Raw genomic sequence first — 17362 nt, 5'->3', positions numbered from 1 at the left:
TCAGAAGATCCGTAGATATCGAGAATATTATATATACTTGCACTATTCAAAACAGGCGGTACGGAACTTCCCGAAAAGGTAATATTCCGCATCTTCGCAGGAACGTTTACCGTTACCGTTTTACTGGTTGCTGTAAAGCCGGAATTGCCATCGAAAAAAACATCGTCCGTTTGCCCAGGTACAACCAAAGGGATTCCTGAACCTCCTGAAGAAGTCCTCCAGTGGATAAGCTCACTCCAGTTTCCGCTGCCTCCCACCCAATAATAATTGGCAGCAAATCCTTTTACCGAACATAAAAACAGAAAAAGGAATAGTACATATTTAAAATTTTGTTTTTGTTTTATCATAATTTCCAATCCATTAATTAATTTAATCTATTATTTAACAGACACTTACTTCACCACAAAAACAACATTCATATACGTTGGCTTGCTCTTATCCGCTGTACTTTTAACTTCATAGGTGAGTTTTCCACTCGCATCAATGACTACGTTTTCAAAAATGGTATTGTCATACCACGTGACATAATACTCCAGGGCATTGGCTGCATAGATGGGAATACTGCCAGATGCACCGGTACTGCTGGCCATAGGGGAGGAAAACTGTCCCGTATAATTGGTATACAGGTCTATAGAACCTGAAGCCACACTGGTTGTGATGGGAATAGAGGGAGAATAGAAGAATTTGGGAGCATTCACCAATACCGGCTCCCATTTATCGGTGGCATCTTTCCAGTACCAGTAGCCAATTCCTGTAATGTCTTTGGCAGCTGCCGTAGATGCTGAGGTACTGTAGACCAAAGTTCCGGATTTCAACCCGGAAGTATTAATCGCTTCTATATCATTTCCAGATAGTTGCGGAAAAGCTATTCCGGCTTTGGTTCCAGAAGCATATCCGGCAGGCAGGTTTACATCCAGCGTTGCCTGAGGATTTGTTGTGTTTATTCCGACCTGCGCACAGGTAATACCTGAAATCATAACAAACAGGGGTAACATGTTTTTTCTCATCATATTTATTTAAAAAATGTTTTTAGTACAATGAAATAGAAGCGGACTCTGTAAAGAAAAGTATTAAACCCATTCCAAAATCAAAATGTTGCTTATGAAAAAAGAGTCCACTTCTAAAGAACGGTAAACATATATCGATGTAAAGAATCGCACAAGGCAAAGGCTGTCACTATTCGCGAATAGTGACAGCCTTTGTCTCGTAACCAGTTATAAAACAACTTTTTAAAAAATTATCATTTTTAATAATTTCTTATTGGTAATCCCGGATTAATCATATTAGGTATACATCTTTTCACGGTAATACTTTCTTCCACTACACAATAATCACCAGATCCTACGGTAGAATACGTTACTTTAATATGGTACTTTCCATATCCGAAACTTCTCATATCCAGAGAATTTTCGGTTGATATAATGCCCGGATAAACCAGGTCATCAAGTTTAGTCCATTCATATAAGGTAGATGGATTTCCATAAAATCCGGCAGAACTTAAAGTATAGGAAGAGGAATCATTGTTATTGAATCCCGCACAGTTCCAGTTCTGTCCGGCAAAACCAGAAAAAGATCCAGGACTATAGGGATCAAATGTAATATGATCATTGTTCCCAGTATCTGAAGACTTGCTTCCAAAATGCAGAGGCTCTCCCACAGCACTGATATCTTTTACATTGGCAAAATCAAAATGGGTAGATGATGCCTGTACATTCAGATTTGCTCTTGTTCCGCCTGCAGAACTCTTTAAGAACAGGATAAAACATGAGTTTCCACTTGCGTATAACTGATCGGTCACGGTTTGTGTTTTTCCGGATTCAAGGGTATAGGTCCTTCCTGCCATTAAGACCAGTTCTTTGATCTGGTTATCCATCATCAGTTTTCCATTTCCTTTAAACTCTACATAATCATAAAATGCTTTGTCTGTCTGGTTCTGGCCCAGCTGGCCTGAGGTACTGCTTTCATCAAAGCTTATCTTATTAAATACGTGACCTGCATAAGGATCCATTATTGCATTTTCTCCTGAAAAATGAATAAAAGAAGTTCCTGAATGTAAGGTCAGCGCAGAAGCATTGGATGAAAAAGTTCCGTTATTACCTGTTATATAAAAATCAGAGCTTCCCATATTAATCGTTTTGGGTCTTGTTTTAAAATAATTCCCAAAATATCCGGATCCTAAAGTTACTTTATGGTTATCTGTTGTCCATGTTCCTACATTATGCTGCAGTTTTCCTGAAGCAGCAAAATCATCCAGGAGGCTTATAGAATCTTCTTCATCAAAGTAGACATCTCCCGTTATTAAACTTCCATTGCTTTTTATAGTTTTAGCCTTACCACTGTTTCTGTAATATATAGACCGGATGTCTACTTTCATCCCTGGCTGCCATTCTGATGATCCGTAAATATTAAGTTCTCTATTGATACCTGTTACTGTAGGTACAGCCAGACTTCCTGAAAATAATATATTGTGACAGTTGGCGGTCACATTCACCGATACTGCTTTATCTGAAGCACTGAATCCTGAGCTTTCGTTAAAAAAAACATTGTCAAAAGGTCCGGGTATACAGAATCCGCCTGTTCCTCCGCTTGTCTGCGACCAATGGGTTTTATCATTCCAGCTTCCGCTTCCTCCTACCCAATAGAGATTTTGAACAGCAGAGGTTGAAAAATTCCATCCTGAATTGTTACCGCCATCTGCTGAAGCTGATGTAGTAAATGCAGCCCCACCTGATGCAGCGATATCTCTGATGATAGTCCTTGAGATATCCATGGCCACTCCGTGCGCTGCCACCAGTCGTGCCTGTGTACCAGATGTTGAGGAATTGATCATAATCCAGTCCCCGCAATCCAAAGCATGAGCGACCAATGAAGAAGTTACCGTCTGTGTGGCAGTATCCTGTAAGCTGTATGTTTTTCCTTCTGCAAAAATCAAATCTTTAATCTGATTATCACCAATAAAGCTTCCGTCACCTTTGAATTCTACGCGGTTATAATATGCTTTAGCCGTTTGGTACTGTCCCAGCATTCCTGTAGTTCCCGCTTCAAACGTTATATTATAAAAAGTCTGATCTTTGTATGGACTCATAACAGGTGCTGTGCCCAGGAAATGAATATGAGAGGTCCCCGCATTCACGGTAATGGCCGTCGAGCTGTTGGTAGAAAAAGTACCGCCGCTGCTTCTTGAAATATAAAAGTCTGAACTTCCCATATTAAGGACTCTCAGCCGAGTTCCCGAATCTCCGTAGAAACTTCCCAGTGTAAGCTTATGGTTATTGGTATTCAGTGTTCCAGCATTATGGAATAGGGCACCTGCTACTGTTAAATTGTCTAAAAGACTTATAGAATTTTCTTCATCAAAGAAGACATTATCCCCCACCATCGATACTCCATTGGTTTTTACGGTCCTGTTTTCTCTGCTGTTTCTGTAATATACAGACATGATACCCACGGACATTCCCTGCTGCCATTCTGATGATCCGTAAATATTAAGTTCTTTTCCTGATCCTCTCAATGCAGGTGCTACAGAACTTCCGGAAAACGTTATATCATGACAGTTGGCAGTTACATTAATAGTTATCATCTTAGCTGCTGAAGTAAAACCTGACTGACTGTCAAAAAAAACATTATCTGTAGGTCCGGGCATACAGTATCCACCTGGCCCGCCACTGGTCTGAGACCAGTGGCCTTTATCGTCCCAGTTACCGCTTCCGCCTACCCAATACAAATCCTGACTGGCAGAAACCGGAAATGTCCACCCGCTGTTATTACCACTGTCAGCTGATTTTACAGCTGTAAATGCTGCTCCACCTGATGCATCAATATCTCTTATAATGACTCCTGAAACATCTATATTGACTCCAGGTCCGGCAACGATGCCTGCCTGTGTTCCGGACAGTGAAGAATTGATCATGATCCACGCTCCGCAATCCGGTGTATGCGCTTTCAGCGAAGATGTTATGGTTTGTGTCGTATTGTTCTGAAGACTGTATGTTTTGCCTTCTCCCAGGATCAGTTCTTTGATTTCATTATCTCTGGTCAGTTTTCCATCGCCTTTAAACTCAACCCGGTTATAGTATACTTTGTCGGTCTGGCTGAGTCCCAAACTGGATTTGAGTCCACTGTTTTCAAAGGTTATATCATAGAATACCTGTCCTGCATAAGGATCTAATGTTGTACTATTTCCTGTAAGAATGATTCTGGAGGTTCCGGAATTCAATACCAGTGATGGAGTCTTTGAAGAAAAAATCCCCGAAATATAGAACTCCGAACTTCCCATGGTGAGAGTCCTTGGTTTTGCACCGGAATTTCCTATATAGCTTCCTAAGGATACTTTATAGTGATTAGTCAAAAAAGTTCCTGCATTATGCTGTAAGTTTCCAGACACAGAGAAATCATCTGCGAGGCTTACTGTACTTTCTTCATAAAAAAACACATTGGAAGCTGTAACTGAAACCCCATTACTTTTAATGGTTTTTGGTGTATTTTTGTTTCGGTAATAAATGGAGGTCACTGTGATTGACATCCCTGCCTGCCATTCTGATGATCCGTATATATTGAGCTCTTTCCCGGTCCCTGTCAAGGCAGGAGCTATTCCACTTCCTGAAAACATGATATTGTAGCAGTTGGCTGTTACATTCAGGGTTATTGTTTTACTGGTTGCTGTAAAACCGGAATGGGAATCAAAAAAAACGTTATCAGTAGGTCCTGGAACGACTGTAGGCAATGCAGTTCCACCGGAAGCCGTACGCCAATGCCCAATTTCACTCCAGTTTCCACTCCCTCCTACCCAATAGTAATTGGCAGAAAATCCTTTTGCTGATAAGCAGAACAACATGAGAAGTGAAATGATAGATTTAAAAATATGTTTCTGATTTTTCATAAGGAATAATCTGTTCGTTAGCAAAGTATCTTGGGTGAACTTTTCACGGAAGTACTTGAAGTACTTATTGTTTTAATTACTTTTCCGATGATAGGACAACATTTTTTGAAGCAGGTTTCCGCTACCAAAAGAGTTCATCAGATCATGACTTAAAAACAGAAACCGATCAAAAAATCTTTGCAATTTTCTCCTATCTTATTTTACTTTTAAAAGAGCGAAATAAAAATAGGATGCTGAAATAAATGTCATTTCCCCGCAACCAACCGGCACTGTTTTAAGGGGCTGCAAAACTAACCCGAAAAGATGCGATATACAAGGAAAAGGCTGTCACTATTCGGGAATAACAACAGCCTTAATAGAGCATTAAAATACTGATAAACAATACAATACAACCAAAAACAAGATAACAAACCCAACCAAGGCTATTTCTATAATTTCAGGAGTTTTCAATAATAATTTTTCATAAAAAACAAAAATAAGATGAAAAAAACACATCATTTCGCGACCACTTTTTCAGCTCTTTTTGTCGTAGCTGATCCATTCCTTAAAAAAAGAAGCCACAGAAACGAAAGCAAAAAATATCGGGGTTAAAATCAAAGAATTCAAAGCTTCTTCAAAAAGGAGCTTTGCTTACAAAAAGTTTATTTTTTTAAGGTTTTACATTATATTTGTGAGATCATTTAACTTCACAAAAACTCAACATATGAAATTCGGCCAGGTAGAAGATCCATCAGCAATAGATTTTACGTTACCAAAAGATCATTCAAGAACCAAAGAAATTTTAAGTCAAAATAAAAAAGGCTTAGAGAATATTTCCATAGGATGTGCAAAATGGAATAAAACCGATCTTAAAGGATTTTATCCAAAAGGAACGAAAGATGAGCTAACATATTATGCGACGCAATTCAATTCTATTGAACTGAATGCTACCTTTTATGGAATGCCCACTCCTGAACAGGTATTGGTATGGAAAGATAAAACTCCTGCAGATTTTAAATTCTTTCCGAAGATTACCAATACCGTATCCCACTTCAGAAGACTGATCGACGTAACGGAACCTGTCACTCATTTTGCCTCAGCGATCATGAATTTTGATGAAAAACTGGGTATGGCTTTCCTACAGCTTCATGATAATTTCAAACCTAAAGATTATGACAGACTGGAAAAGTTTGTCAAGGACTGGCCTAAAGAGGTTCCCCTCGCGATAGAACTTAGAAATACAGAATGGTTTACCAACGAAGAAATCCTCAATACAACCTGCGAACTCTTTGAAGCGAACAATATTACCAATATTATTGTAGATACTGCAGGAAGAAGAGATATGCTTCATATGCGCCTCACGACCCCCAATGCGTTCATCCGCTATGTGGGTGCCAATGCAGAAAGTGATTACGAAAGACTGGATGACTGGTTGAAACACCTCAGCCAATGGAAAAAGGACGGGCTTCAAAATCTGTACTTCTTTGTACATCAGAATATTGAAAAAGCCTCACCTCTTCTATCTGCCTACTTCATCAAAAAACTAAATGAAGAATGGAAAACCGATATTCACATTCCACAAATGGCCACTGAAAATACGGGTACTCTTTTTTAGTAAAAATGCATCATTATCCTCCAAAAACAATAATTATTTAACTGTTAAAAAATTAAATAGACTCATTTTAATTTACCCTCACAACAGCAATAAAAGTCCTTTCATATCGGAAAATTTTATACATTAGAGTACATCATATTTCACTAAACGAATACGATGTACTTAAAAAAATTGATCATGGAAAAGGAAATTTGTAAAATCAGTGTTTCGAGCAGCTGGCTTGGCGATGAATATATCTTTTATGAGGATCATACCATAAAAAGAGTATATGATAATCACAGCCTGAACTCCAATAAAACGGAATGGCTGAAACCTAAAGAAATCAGTAAAAAAATTAAAGACAAGATCGTGAAAGGCTGTCCGGAAGAATGTAAGGAACAAGTTATGCAGATATTAGACTACCCTTGATCAACAACCATTAATAATTAACAGGTAATGAGTATTTTTCACATTACTCATTACCTATAAAATATTTATTTTTTATTCTTTTTCAAAAGCAGCGCCAGATTAAGAAATAAAAGCAGAAAATCTAACGTAATCCAAATTCCTAACTTCGTATTTTCATAATTGTAAGCGTCTACCTGCTTCTTTGCGGCATCAGAAAGCTTCATACTTTGGTTTATATAATTCTGCACTTCTACAATCTGATCCATATTCTTATTAGGAACAGAATGCTGGGAAAAGTATACAAGATTCTTTTTTCCCAGATACCCCACAATCCAATATTCATCAGACTTATCCATCTTCAGGTATTCTACCCTATAATATTCTGGTCGTACTTTACCAATGTGCTTGGGCTCTAGTGAAACGTTTTTATCAATCTTATTAACATTAATCAGATAAAAATCCAGGGTTTGTGGGAGTTTATTGATCACCTGCAGCCCTACAGAGTTGTCTACAAATGCTACAGCACTTTTCTTAATAAACCAATAAGTGAAAACAGAGATGGATGAAACCACCATTACAATACGGAACAACCTTGCCCATTTTGCCAATCTTCCTGATTTTATTTTATACAAAATCAAAGAAAGGATACAAGCCCAAAAGATAACAAGAATGAAAAATACCATACTGCAAAGATACTGATTTCAAAATTTTTCAGAGAATGTTAATCCACATTCCACTCTTTATAAAACTCGTCAAGGAAATTGAGCATATAATGATGCCTTTCTTCAGCCATTTTCCGCCCTTTTTCAGTATTCATGAGATCTTTCAGGAGTAATAATTTTTCATAAAAATGATTAATCGTTGTACCATTAGATTTCTTATACTCTTCTTTGGACATTCCTAAGTTAGGCTGTATAGCAGGATCATACATTGGATTATTCTTAAATCCTCCAAAATTGAAAGTTCTGGCAATACCAATAGCTCCAATGGCATCAATGCGGTCAGCATCCTGTACAATCTGCAATTCAAGAGACGGTTCTATAGGGGCATTGCCTCTGTTTTTAAAGGAGATATTTTCAATTATATATAGAACCTTTTCAATAGTTTCATCAGAGACATTCTGCTGTTCAAGAAACGCTCTTGAGATTTTCGGGGCAATGGTTTCGTCCCCATCATGAAATTTAGGATCCGCAATATCATGCAGTAATGCAGATAATTCTACCACTTCCTGATTACAGTTTTCTGTTTCTGCAATTTTTTTAGCCAGTTTCCATACTCTTTCAATGTGAAACCAATCGTGGCCTGCTTCTGCTCCTTCTAATTTTTCCTTTACAAATTCTACGGTGTTGTCAATCGTACTTTTCATTTATCTATCAGTTCATTTAAAATAATATTCCAAAGTTTATGATTGTAGCTTCTAAAAAAATTAATGTGCCCGATTTCTTTTTTCTCAGATTCCGAGGTTTTTACGAGTCTGTAGGTGGGTTTAAGGTTAGGATAAGTAGTATTTAATAAACTCAATACTCCTTTTTCTGTCAGCCAGACATCATCCTCCGCACGAATTACAAAGACTTTTTGTGTTAAATTTTTAGAATAATCATCAATCTTTTCCAACAATCGGTTGGTTGATTTCTTATTTAAAATTAAGGTTCTCCAGTCATATGCGCAATTTTTTGGAAGACTTTCTCCAAGCCCAAACCAATTTGCCGGAAAATAACCTAGTAATGAAGTGGTTACAGGCTGAACAATTCCAAATCCCAAATAGGCTTCAATTTTTGTTTTCAACTTTAGATTACCCACAAAGGCATTTTGAGTTCCTACAAAAATAAATTCCTCAAACATTTCTGAATCATCATTCATTCCCAGGATCAATGCACCAACAGAATGTCCCAGGCAATATTTTCTGTGGTCAGGAAACTGAGTTTTGATATATTCGGTTAACGCTTTATAATCTCTTGTTCCCCAAACTCTCATGGAACTATGAAAACCTTTCATATTCTTTGGTTTAGAAAGTCCGATTCCCGTATAATCATAGGTTATTACTGTAAAACCTTGCTCGGAAAAGTAATTGGCAAATGAAAAATATACCTGCTGTTTCACACCGGTTGCAGAGTTGATTAACAGTAGTTTTCCATTATTTTTTTCAGGTTGAAAAAGATGTACAGCCAGTGAAGCATGATCTTGTGTGGTAAGTATTAGTTTTTCCATAGGATAAAAGAAAAAATCCACTATAAAAGTGGACATTTTCAATATATTTTTATGTTAAGTTTCTGACTTTTGATATGTCTTAAATAGCTTTAGGGCTTGAAATCTGATCTTCTTGGTAATCCTGTCTGAGATCCTTTCCCTCCGGAAACCCTTGAAGATACCTCATTTCCAAATTTCACACATTCTTCAATGGAATTCCCATGGCAAAGTGCTATGGCAAACCCCGATGTAAATGCATCTCCCATTCCCATCTTATAAACAGTGGTATCTTTATCGTTTCTGTAATATTTCATCTCTGTTCCATCAAAGTAAATGGTAGAATTGGAATCATCTCTTACAAAAACCTTATTAAAGTATTTTTTTAGTACCTCTTCTCGCTGTTCTTCACCAAAAATAATATATAGTTCACTGCTTTTGGTTACAATAAAATCGACAGCCTCCAGGATTTCATCACTTACCCTCATGGCAGGAGAAGCATATAACCCTACTTTTTTGCCATATTTCTTGGCTTTTTTAACGGTATATTCTACAACTTCCATGGAAACTTCAAGCTGAACAAGGACAAGATCAGAGGTATGAAAATACCGGTCTGCCTCGTCAATATGGGATGTATTAAGATATTTGTTGGCGGCAGGCACTACTACAATGGCAGCATTACCCCCAGAGGTTGTCACATAGGCAGTACCTGTAGATTCTCTATCTGTTTCATGTACAAAACCTACATTTACACTTTCGCTTACCAGATTTCTCATGATTTGCTGTCCCAGCGGATCCATTCCTACACACCCTATAAAATAAACACTCGCCCCCAATCTTGCAGTACCTACCGCCTGGTTAGCCCCTTTTCCTCCAAAATAACTTTCTGAATTAACAGCCAGAACAGTTTCGTTAGGTAAAGGAAGTTTATCGGTTTCTAAAACAAGATCTATTGAGGAACTACCTACAACAATAATTTTGGGTTGATCTGATGAGAAATTCATTGTGTTTTATATTAGTTTTAAAAATTATAACAGACAAAATTTCATGTCAAAAATAACTAATTTTATTTAACTTATTTCAATAAATTCAGTAATAATCTTCACAGGCGATTGATCTTTACTATAACCAATATAACTAGCATAGAACCCTTCTCCATAACCGGTCTCAAAAGCAAATATAGTTCCGGGATGAGCTGCTGATGGTTTCAAAAATGCATATTGATCTATGGCTCCATTCTCATCAAAGAAATATTCATGGAAAAATTCTTCATAGATTCCCATGAAATCAGCAGCTTTGTTATGATATAGTTTTTGTTCCAGATCATTAAGGCTGTTTTGAGTATCTACATCCATGAAGCATCCCATTCCACTTTCTACAGGATATCCAAAAACCTCTTCCTTTGCCAGTTCTTTGATATTTTGTCCTGCTGTAGTCGCAAGCTTCCAGTCTGTAATTTCATCATTACTGAATACAATTTCTGTATAAGCAACACAGTTGCTTTCTCTCTCTTTATGAAGCATTACAGAGAATTCTCCTTTCGGAAAATTTGTAGAAAAAGCAAGCATATCATTCGTAATTAACGGATCACAGGCTACTAACTTTCCACTGGAAAGATAAATTTTTCCTACCTCAAAACTTTCTAACAAAGGGCTTTCTACAAAATCCTTCGAAAATAGTTTTTTAATGTTTTCTATATGTGTCATTTTATATCTTTTCTTAAACCATCAGGCTGGATACAAGTTTTCATCTGTACCCAGCCTGATAGTAAGACAACATGTTGTCTCTATTTTAAATTTACAAACTTTTCAGCTTCTCTTCCAAGATCGCAATCTTGTCAATAGCATCTTTTTGCTTTTTACGTTCAACTTCTACCACCTCAGGTTTTGCATTAGCAACAAACTTTTCATTGGAAAGTTTCTTATCTACTGAAATCAAGAACCCTTTTAAGTATTTTAATTCTTCTTCGGTTTTTATTTTTTCTTCTCCTAAATCTAAGTTTTCACTTAAAGGAATAGAAACCTCAGTTGATCCTACCAGGAAAGTAAAGCTTGGTTTATCTGTTTTTTGCCCGAAGTTAATTTCAAAAACATTAGCCAACTTTCTTACGACAGCTTCGTTGGCAAATCCTGTAGCATTGGTAAATACCTCAACTGTTTCCCTTGGTGAAATTCCTTTGGTCTGACGGTAGTTTCTAACACCGGAGATCAATTCTTTTGAAATCTCAAAGTTCTTAATTACGTCTTCGCTGAAGTCATCTGCATTTTTCTGCTGGGCAATAACAAGAGCATCCTCAATGCTTCTTTCTGAAATCAGATGCCAGATTTCTTCTGATTGGAAAGGCATAAACGGATGAAGTAATTTCATTAATTCTTCAAAGAAAATAATCGTTCTGTCATAAACCTCCTTAGAAATTCCCTCTCCATAGTTCGGCTTGATTGCTTCAAGATACCAACCACAAAAATCATCCCAAATTAATTTATAAATCAAATGAAGTGCATCTGAAATTCTAAATTTCTCGAATTGATCATTGATCTCAACAATTGTTTTGTTTAATTTATTTTCAAACCATTCGATAGCCTGATGGTCTGTCGCGATTGCCGGCTTATCTTCATGGTTCCACATGTTGATTAAACGGAAAGCACTCCAGATTTTTGTCATAAAGTTTCTTCCCTGAAGCATTAGATCTTCATCAAAAAGAAGGTCATTTCCTGCTGCAGAACTCAGTAGAATCCCTACACGAACACCATCTGCACCATATTTATCCATCAGTTCAAGTGGATCCGGAGAGTTTCCTAAAGATTTTGACATCTTTCTTCTCTGCTTATCTCTTACAATTCCCGTGAAATAAACATTCTTAAAAGGAACTTCTTTTCTGTATTCCAATCCGGCCATGATCATTCTTGCTACCCAGAAGAAAATAATATCCGGACCTGTAACCAAGTCAGAGGTAGGATAGTAATAATTAATATCCTTGTTTTCAGGGTCAAGAATTCCATCAAATACAGACATTGGCCACAACCAAGATGAGAACCAGGTATCCAGTGCATCATCATCCTGTCTAAGGCTTTCTACTGTTAAATCCTGATTTCCTGATTTCTGTTTTGCCAATTCTAAAGCTTCTTGCTTAGTTTCAGCTACTACAAAATCTTCATCTCCTGTACCATAAAAGTATGCAGGAATTTGTTGTCCCCACCAAAGCTGACGGGAAATATTCCAGTCACGGATGTTTTCCATCCAGTGTTTGTAGGTATTTTTAAACTTCTCAGGATAGAACTTCACCTCATCATCCATTACTACATCCAATGCAGGCTTAGCAATTTCAGACATTTTAAGGAACCATTGTACTGAAACCTTAGGTTCAATAACGGCACCTGTTCTTTCGGAAGTTCCTACTTTATTTACATAATCTTCTGCTTTCAGTAAAAGATTTTTTTCTTCTAATTCTTTTGCGATTTGCTTTCTTACCTCAAATCTGTTTTTTCCTGCATAATGCAGACCATGCTCGTTAAGGTTTCCGTCATCGTCTAAAGCATCAATCATTTTCAACTGGTGCTTTTGTCCGATTTCATAGTCATTGATATCGTGTGCCGGAGTAATTTTCAATGCTCCTGTTCCAAACTCAATGTCTACATATTCATCTTCTATGATCGGGATAACTCTATTTACGATTGGTACAATTACGTTTTTACCTTTTAGGTGGGCATATCTTTCATCATTAGGATTGATACACACCGCAGTATCCCCGAAAATTGTTTCAGGACGTGTTGTAGCCACTGAAAGGAATTCTTCAGACCCTTCAATTTTATATTTTAGGAAATATAATTTCCCGTTCTGCTCTTTAAATATTACCTCTTCATCTGAAATATTAGTCTTCGCTTCCGGATCCCAGTTTACCATTCTGTAGCCTCTGTAGATTAATCCTTTATTGTAAAGGTCTACAAAGCTTTTGATAACCTGCTGAGAAAGCTTCTCCTCCATCGTGAAACGGGTTCTGTCCCAATCACATGAACATCCTAGTTTTTTAAGCTGCTCAAGGATCGTTCCTCCATATTTATTCGTCCATTCCCAAGCGTGCTCCAGGAATTGTTCACGAGTAATATCGGACTTATTGACCCCTTCAGACTTCAACTTAGCAACAACTTTAGCTTCGGTAGCAATGGAAGCGTGATCTGTTCCAGGAATCCAACAAGCATTAAACCCGCGCATTCTTGCACGACGGACCAGAACATCTTGAATGGTATTGTTCAACATATGTCCCATGTGTAGTATCCCCGTAACGTTTGGCGGAGGAATAACGATGGTATATGGTGGTTTGTCATTAGGCTCTGAGTGGAAATATTTATTTTCCAACCAGTAATTGTACCATTTTTGTTCTGTTTCCTGTGGATTGTACTTTTCTGAAATCTGCATAAATTCTATTTCTTTGGCTTGCAATTTGCAAAAATAGTCTAAAGAAAAAAATTTTTAAGCATGAATTAAAATAATTTTTAACTTTGTTTCACAAAATTTATCTAACAAACATATTAACATTCAAGAATATGAAGAAATTAATCGCAGGAATTGCATTATTCGGAACATTTGCTCTTGCATCTGCACAAACTATTACATTTGATAAAACTACTTTCGACTATGGTACTATTAAGCCTAGTTCTGATGGTACAAGATTCTTCACAGTAACTAATACTGGTGATAAACCCTTGATTATTTCAAATGTAAAACCATCTTGTGGATGTACAACTCCTGAATTCAGCCAAGACCCGATCATGCCAGGAAAATCTGCTAAGATCAAAGTTGGATACAACACTGCCCTTACAGGAGGTTTTAACAAAATGATCGAAGTTTTTTCTAACGACCCTGCAAACAGCAGAAGCGTAATCTACATCAAAGGTAACGTAGATGCTAATGCTCCTGAGCCAAAAGTTTTGACTCCTGCAGAGCAAAAAGAAGCTGCTAAAGCTGAGAAAAAAGCTGCTAAACTAGCTAAAAAGACTGCTGCAAAGTAAGCTCTACACAAAAAATAAAGAAACCGCCTCCACTGAGGCGGTTTTTTTATTACATTTATGTAAGAGTAGATCAGAGACATAAAACAATCTTTTAATCTTAAACAATATATGGACACCAATTTCTCAGATGATTTTAAAGTAAACGGAAAATTTTCTATAAAAAAGACATCAACATCCTATCAGGGAAAACTAACCAAAGAAGAAGGAACTCAATTATTAATTCAGGAAAAAGAAAAGCTTCGTGAGTTACAGGAAAGACTTTATGCAGATGGAAGCCAATCTCTTTTGGTAGTACTTCAGGCAATGGATGCTGCGGGAAAAGACAGTATGATAGAGCATGTCTTTGGTGGAGTAAATCCGCAGGGATGTAATGTAACCAGCTTTAAGACACCAAGTTCCAAAGAGTATTCTCACGATTTTTTATGGAGGCATTATCTGGCCTTACCTCAAAAAGGAATGATCGGAATCTTTAACCGTTCACACTACGAAAGTGTTTTGGTTTGCAAGGTTCATCCTGAATATAATTTAAATGAAAAAACTTGGTCTTCTGTAAAAGATTTTGACGATAAATTCTGGGAAAACCGTTATGAAAGTATCCGAAATTTCGAAAAGCACCTTTCACAAAATGGAACCACCATTATCAAGATTTTCCTGAATGTATCTAAGGATGAACAAAAGAAAAGATTGTTAGACAGAATCAATGAACAGGAAAAAAACTGGAAATTCTCTGCAGCTGATCTTCCTGAAAGAGCTTTATTCAGCCAATATATGGAAGCTTATGAAACAGCCATTAACGAAACTTCAAAAGATCATGCTCCTTGGTATGTACTTCCTGCAGACAATAAATGGTTTGCAAGAGTAGCCGCAGTTCAGATTATCATAGATACTTTAGAAAAAATGAACCTGAAATATCCAAGGCTTTCGGAAAAAGATAAGGAAGATCTACAAAAGGCTAAACAGCAATTATTGGATGAGTAATCCGGAATTAATATATTTCTAAACCGATTTACCGTGAACATATTTAAAGACTTTTGAATGTAAATTTTCAAAGGTCTTTTTCCATGTAAACTGCCCAGTAACTTTTATCTTATTATTTTCCGGCAATAGGAATGGGATAATTTCTTTAGGAATTCGCCAAAAAACTTCGGGTGGGTTCTGCCTGAAAATATGGATGTAAAGTTTTAGGGTTTCCAAATACCAATCCTGATGCTTATTATAATCATTAATTCCGCCTACATTCGGGAAATGATGAAGTTCTCTTTCCAGAATTTTCGGACAGAATTCTTTCCAATATTCTGTGGTATAAAGCAGATGCAGATGCCATACTTTATCTACTGCTATGGATGGAGATGCTCCGTTTTTGGAAACACAGCATAAGTAAACAAATTTTTTATATTCTTCAATAGCAAGCAAACAGAATCTTCTCGTCCAGCCTTCTGTCTGAGCCAGTTTTCTGGAAAATGGAATGGCTACTTCAGCCTGATCAATCTGATAGTCTGAAATCCTTTTCCATAAAGGGTGATGGAGATAATCCAACGATGCGCTATCTAATAGAACGGAGGTAAATTCAGGTTTCATGATGCTAAAATGTTAATCCATTAATCTTTTTAAATGAGTATTTAATCAACCGCCACATCCACAGGATGGAGGGGTGTAGTAAGTGTGAATTTCTTTTTTATAATGATTTCTGAGTAGTTTTTCAAAATCCTCTCGGGTCATTTGACTGTAAATATCTGTATCGGATAAATTCAGCTGAAAATCTTTTTCGGGATGAGGATCTACCGTTACCGAAAGAATTGAGTCAATAATCTGAATTTCAGAAATTTCTTCCCAGTTCAATTGCTTTTTTGCCCTATAATTAACAATTCCTTTTGAGCTGATGGATAATTTTTTTTCGGGCTCTTCGTCCGGCTTCATTCTTTCAGTAATACATCTGATTAAAATTTTTACTGAAGCATAGAAAAATACAGAAATCAATAAAAGAACAATGAGGGATGTTACAACCTTAAAGAGGTTTTTATTGGTAAACAAAAGATAGATGAGTATACCAAGAACTACCAGTAAGCCCACCGACGATATCATAAAAAAAAGAATGGTGATATATCTCGGCTTTTCTTCTGATGACTTGTATAAAGTAATTTCTGATTCCATTTTGATAATACTATTACAATTAACAACCACACCCACAGGATGATGGCGTATTGTAAATATAGACTTCTTTTTTATAATGATATTTCAGTAGTTTTTCAAAACGTCCCAGTGTCATTTGCTTCTGAAGATCTGTTTTGGACAGGTTCAGCTTAAAATCTTTTTTAGGATTAAGATCCACGGTTACAGAAAGTACAGCATCTATAATTTGTATTTCTGAAATACTTTCCCAATTTATTTCTTTGCTTTCTGTGTAATAATTAATTCCTTCTTTCGAAATACTTAGCACAGAATAAATAACAGGCCGTTTTCTTTGTTTATTGATCAGGTAAATAAAATATTTTACAATTACATAGTGCAAAAACATAAATGCGATCCATAGAATATTATTGAGAATTTTTATTAATAGTTCATTGGTGATGTCCTGAAAAAAATACATCAGACATTGATTAATTCCCCAAAACAATCCATATATAAAAGCCACATATAGTATTATAGCAATAAAGCCTGGCTTTTCTTCCGGAACTGACTGTAAAGTAACTGCTGTTTTCATCTCGATTTCTTTATTGTAAAGTTGAGATAACAGAAAAATATAAAAGTCGTCTGTAAATCTTATTTGGCAGTTTTAAAGTCTTATATTAGAATTATAAAAACATAAATAACTGTATAACAAATAAATGTAATATTATTAGGTTCAAAAATAAAAGCTTAAAGAAGTTGAATTATAAGAAAACGAGAAAATCTATAAGCCGGATTTTGTACTTCCTGAGAAGCGCTTGTTATTTATCTACGCTTTACATTGCTGCAAAACTTGAGCTGATTACCCCTCGGTTTTCAGGACGAGCCGCCCCTATTTTCATTACTGAAAAGAACCGATATACTTACCATTGCACCGCAAAGAGTTTACCTGGTTTCACTACAGCCGAACTGTACCTGCTTTCTGTTGCACTTGTCCTACCCTCACGGGTGACGGATGTTATCCGCTTTGCTGCTCTATGGTGTCCGGACTTTCCTACCCCTGCCGAAACAGGAATCAACAAGCCGATTTTCTCGTGGGCGCAAAGATACATAAATTTCGTGGTAAAAGGGTGAAAAGATGAAACAGTAAAGGGATTGGGAAGAGAAAAAATATTTTTATTAATTTTACCTGTTTCCCAACAATTT

The 17362-nt window shown here is 36.6% G+C and carries 16 protein-coding genes and 1 other RNA gene; 4 read left to right on the top strand and 13 right to left on the bottom strand.

The annotated features are described in order from the left end of the window. The 3 genes from SCA31_RS19675 to SCA31_RS19665 all read right to left on the bottom strand — a co-directional run. A partial coding sequence (locus tag SCA31_RS19675; RefSeq protein WP_410698714.1) for a hypothetical protein occupies positions 1-347 on the bottom strand: 347 nt, incomplete at its 3' end. Between the two features lie 45 nt (positions 348-392). Then, positions 393-1007, bottom strand: coding sequence for a hypothetical protein (locus SCA31_RS19670; RefSeq protein ID WP_410698713.1), 615 nt, complete (start codon positions 1005-1007; stop codon positions 393-395). A 239-nt stretch (positions 1008-1246) separates the two neighbouring features. After that, the gene (locus tag SCA31_RS19665; RefSeq protein WP_410698712.1) at positions 1247-4879 is read right to left on the bottom strand and encodes a hypothetical protein; all 3633 of its coding nucleotides are present in this window, start codon (positions 4877-4879) and stop codon (positions 1247-1249) included. 703 nt (positions 4880-5582) lie between these two features. Here SCA31_RS19665 and SCA31_RS19660 point away from each other — a divergent pair. Together SCA31_RS19660 and SCA31_RS19655 are read left to right on the top strand one after the other, a co-directional pair. After that, a complete protein-coding gene (locus SCA31_RS19660; RefSeq protein ID WP_410698711.1) occupies positions 5583-6473 on the top strand; it encodes a DUF72 domain-containing protein in 891 nt (296 codons plus the stop codon). A 177-nt stretch (positions 6474-6650) separates the two neighbouring features. Continuing rightward, a complete protein-coding gene (locus SCA31_RS19655; protein WP_410698710.1) occupies positions 6651-6881 on the top strand; it encodes a hypothetical protein in 231 nt (76 codons plus the stop codon). Positions 6882-6946: 65 nt separating this feature from the next. Here the strand turns inward: SCA31_RS19655 and SCA31_RS19650 are convergent, their stop codons facing one another. The 6 genes from SCA31_RS19650 to SCA31_RS19625 all read right to left on the bottom strand — a co-directional run bounded on the left by SCA31_RS19650 (position 6947) and on the right by SCA31_RS19625 (position 13457). Next, the gene (locus SCA31_RS19650) at positions 6947-7543 is read right to left on the bottom strand and encodes a hypothetical protein (RefSeq protein ID WP_410698709.1); all 597 of its coding nucleotides are present in this window, start codon (positions 7541-7543) and stop codon (positions 6947-6949) included. Positions 7544-7581: 38 nt separating this feature from the next. Continuing rightward, on the bottom strand, positions 7582-8226 hold the full coding sequence (locus SCA31_RS19645; RefSeq protein WP_410698708.1) for an HD domain-containing protein: 645 nt from the start codon (positions 8224-8226) through the stop codon (positions 7582-7584). Continuing rightward, positions 8223-9068, bottom strand: coding sequence for an alpha/beta fold hydrolase (locus tag SCA31_RS19640; RefSeq protein WP_410698717.1), 846 nt, complete (start codon positions 9066-9068; stop codon positions 8223-8225). Before SCA31_RS19640 ends, SCA31_RS19645 begins: the two co-directional genes overlap by 4 nt. 89 nt (positions 9069-9157) lie before the next feature. After that, positions 9158-10048, bottom strand: a complete 891-nt coding sequence (locus SCA31_RS19635; RefSeq protein WP_410698707.1) for a ribokinase — start codon at positions 10046-10048, stop codon at positions 9158-9160. Between the two features lie 66 nt (positions 10049-10114). Continuing rightward, positions 10115-10750, bottom strand: coding sequence for a DUF4241 domain-containing protein (locus SCA31_RS19630; RefSeq protein WP_410698706.1), 636 nt, complete (start codon positions 10748-10750; stop codon positions 10115-10117). Positions 10751-10841: 91 nt separating this feature from the next. Continuing rightward, complete coding sequence (locus tag SCA31_RS19625; RefSeq protein ID WP_410698705.1) at positions 10842-13457, bottom strand: valine--tRNA ligase; 2616 nt, start codon at positions 13455-13457, stop codon at positions 10842-10844. A gap of 128 nt (positions 13458-13585) precedes the next feature. Between SCA31_RS19625 and SCA31_RS19620 the strand changes: the two genes are divergently transcribed. Further along, positions 13586-14050, top strand: coding sequence for a DUF1573 domain-containing protein (locus SCA31_RS19620; RefSeq protein WP_076352624.1), 465 nt, complete (start codon positions 13586-13588; stop codon positions 14048-14050). 108 nt (positions 14051-14158) lie between these two features. Then, positions 14159-15028 (top strand): polyphosphate kinase 2 family protein, encoded by an 870-nt coding sequence (locus SCA31_RS19615; RefSeq protein ID WP_410698704.1) that lies wholly within the window; start codon positions 14159-14161, stop codon positions 15026-15028. A gap of 18 nt (positions 15029-15046) precedes the next feature. Here the strand turns inward: SCA31_RS19615 and SCA31_RS19610 are convergent, their stop codons facing one another. The 4 genes from SCA31_RS19610 to rnpB all read right to left on the bottom strand — a co-directional run bounded on the left by SCA31_RS19610 (position 15047) and on the right by rnpB (position 17251). Further along, the gene (locus SCA31_RS19610; protein ID WP_410698703.1) at positions 15047-15628 is read right to left on the bottom strand and encodes a glycine-rich domain-containing protein; all 582 of its coding nucleotides are present in this window, start codon (positions 15626-15628) and stop codon (positions 15047-15049) included. Between the two features lie 45 nt (positions 15629-15673). Further along, entirely contained in the window at positions 15674-16201 is a 528-nt protein-coding gene (locus SCA31_RS19605) for a hypothetical protein (protein ID WP_410698702.1), read from the bottom strand. 19 nt (positions 16202-16220) lie between these two features. Next, complete coding sequence (locus SCA31_RS19600; protein ID WP_410698701.1) at positions 16221-16751, bottom strand: hypothetical protein; 531 nt, start codon at positions 16749-16751, stop codon at positions 16221-16223. Positions 16752-16927: 176 nt separating this feature from the next. Continuing rightward, positions 16928-17251: RNase P RNA component class A (rnpB, locus tag SCA31_RS19595), an RNA gene on the bottom strand. Positions 17252-17362: the final 111 nt, after the last annotated feature.

This window comes from Chryseobacterium sp. SIMBA_028, from assembly GCF_046535285.1.
In the GTDB taxonomy this organism is placed as follows: Bacteria; Bacteroidota; Bacteroidia; order Flavobacteriales; family Weeksellaceae; genus Chryseobacterium.
The sequence above is the reverse complement of the archived record's forward strand: the minus strand, read 5'-3'. Positions and strand labels throughout refer to the sequence as shown.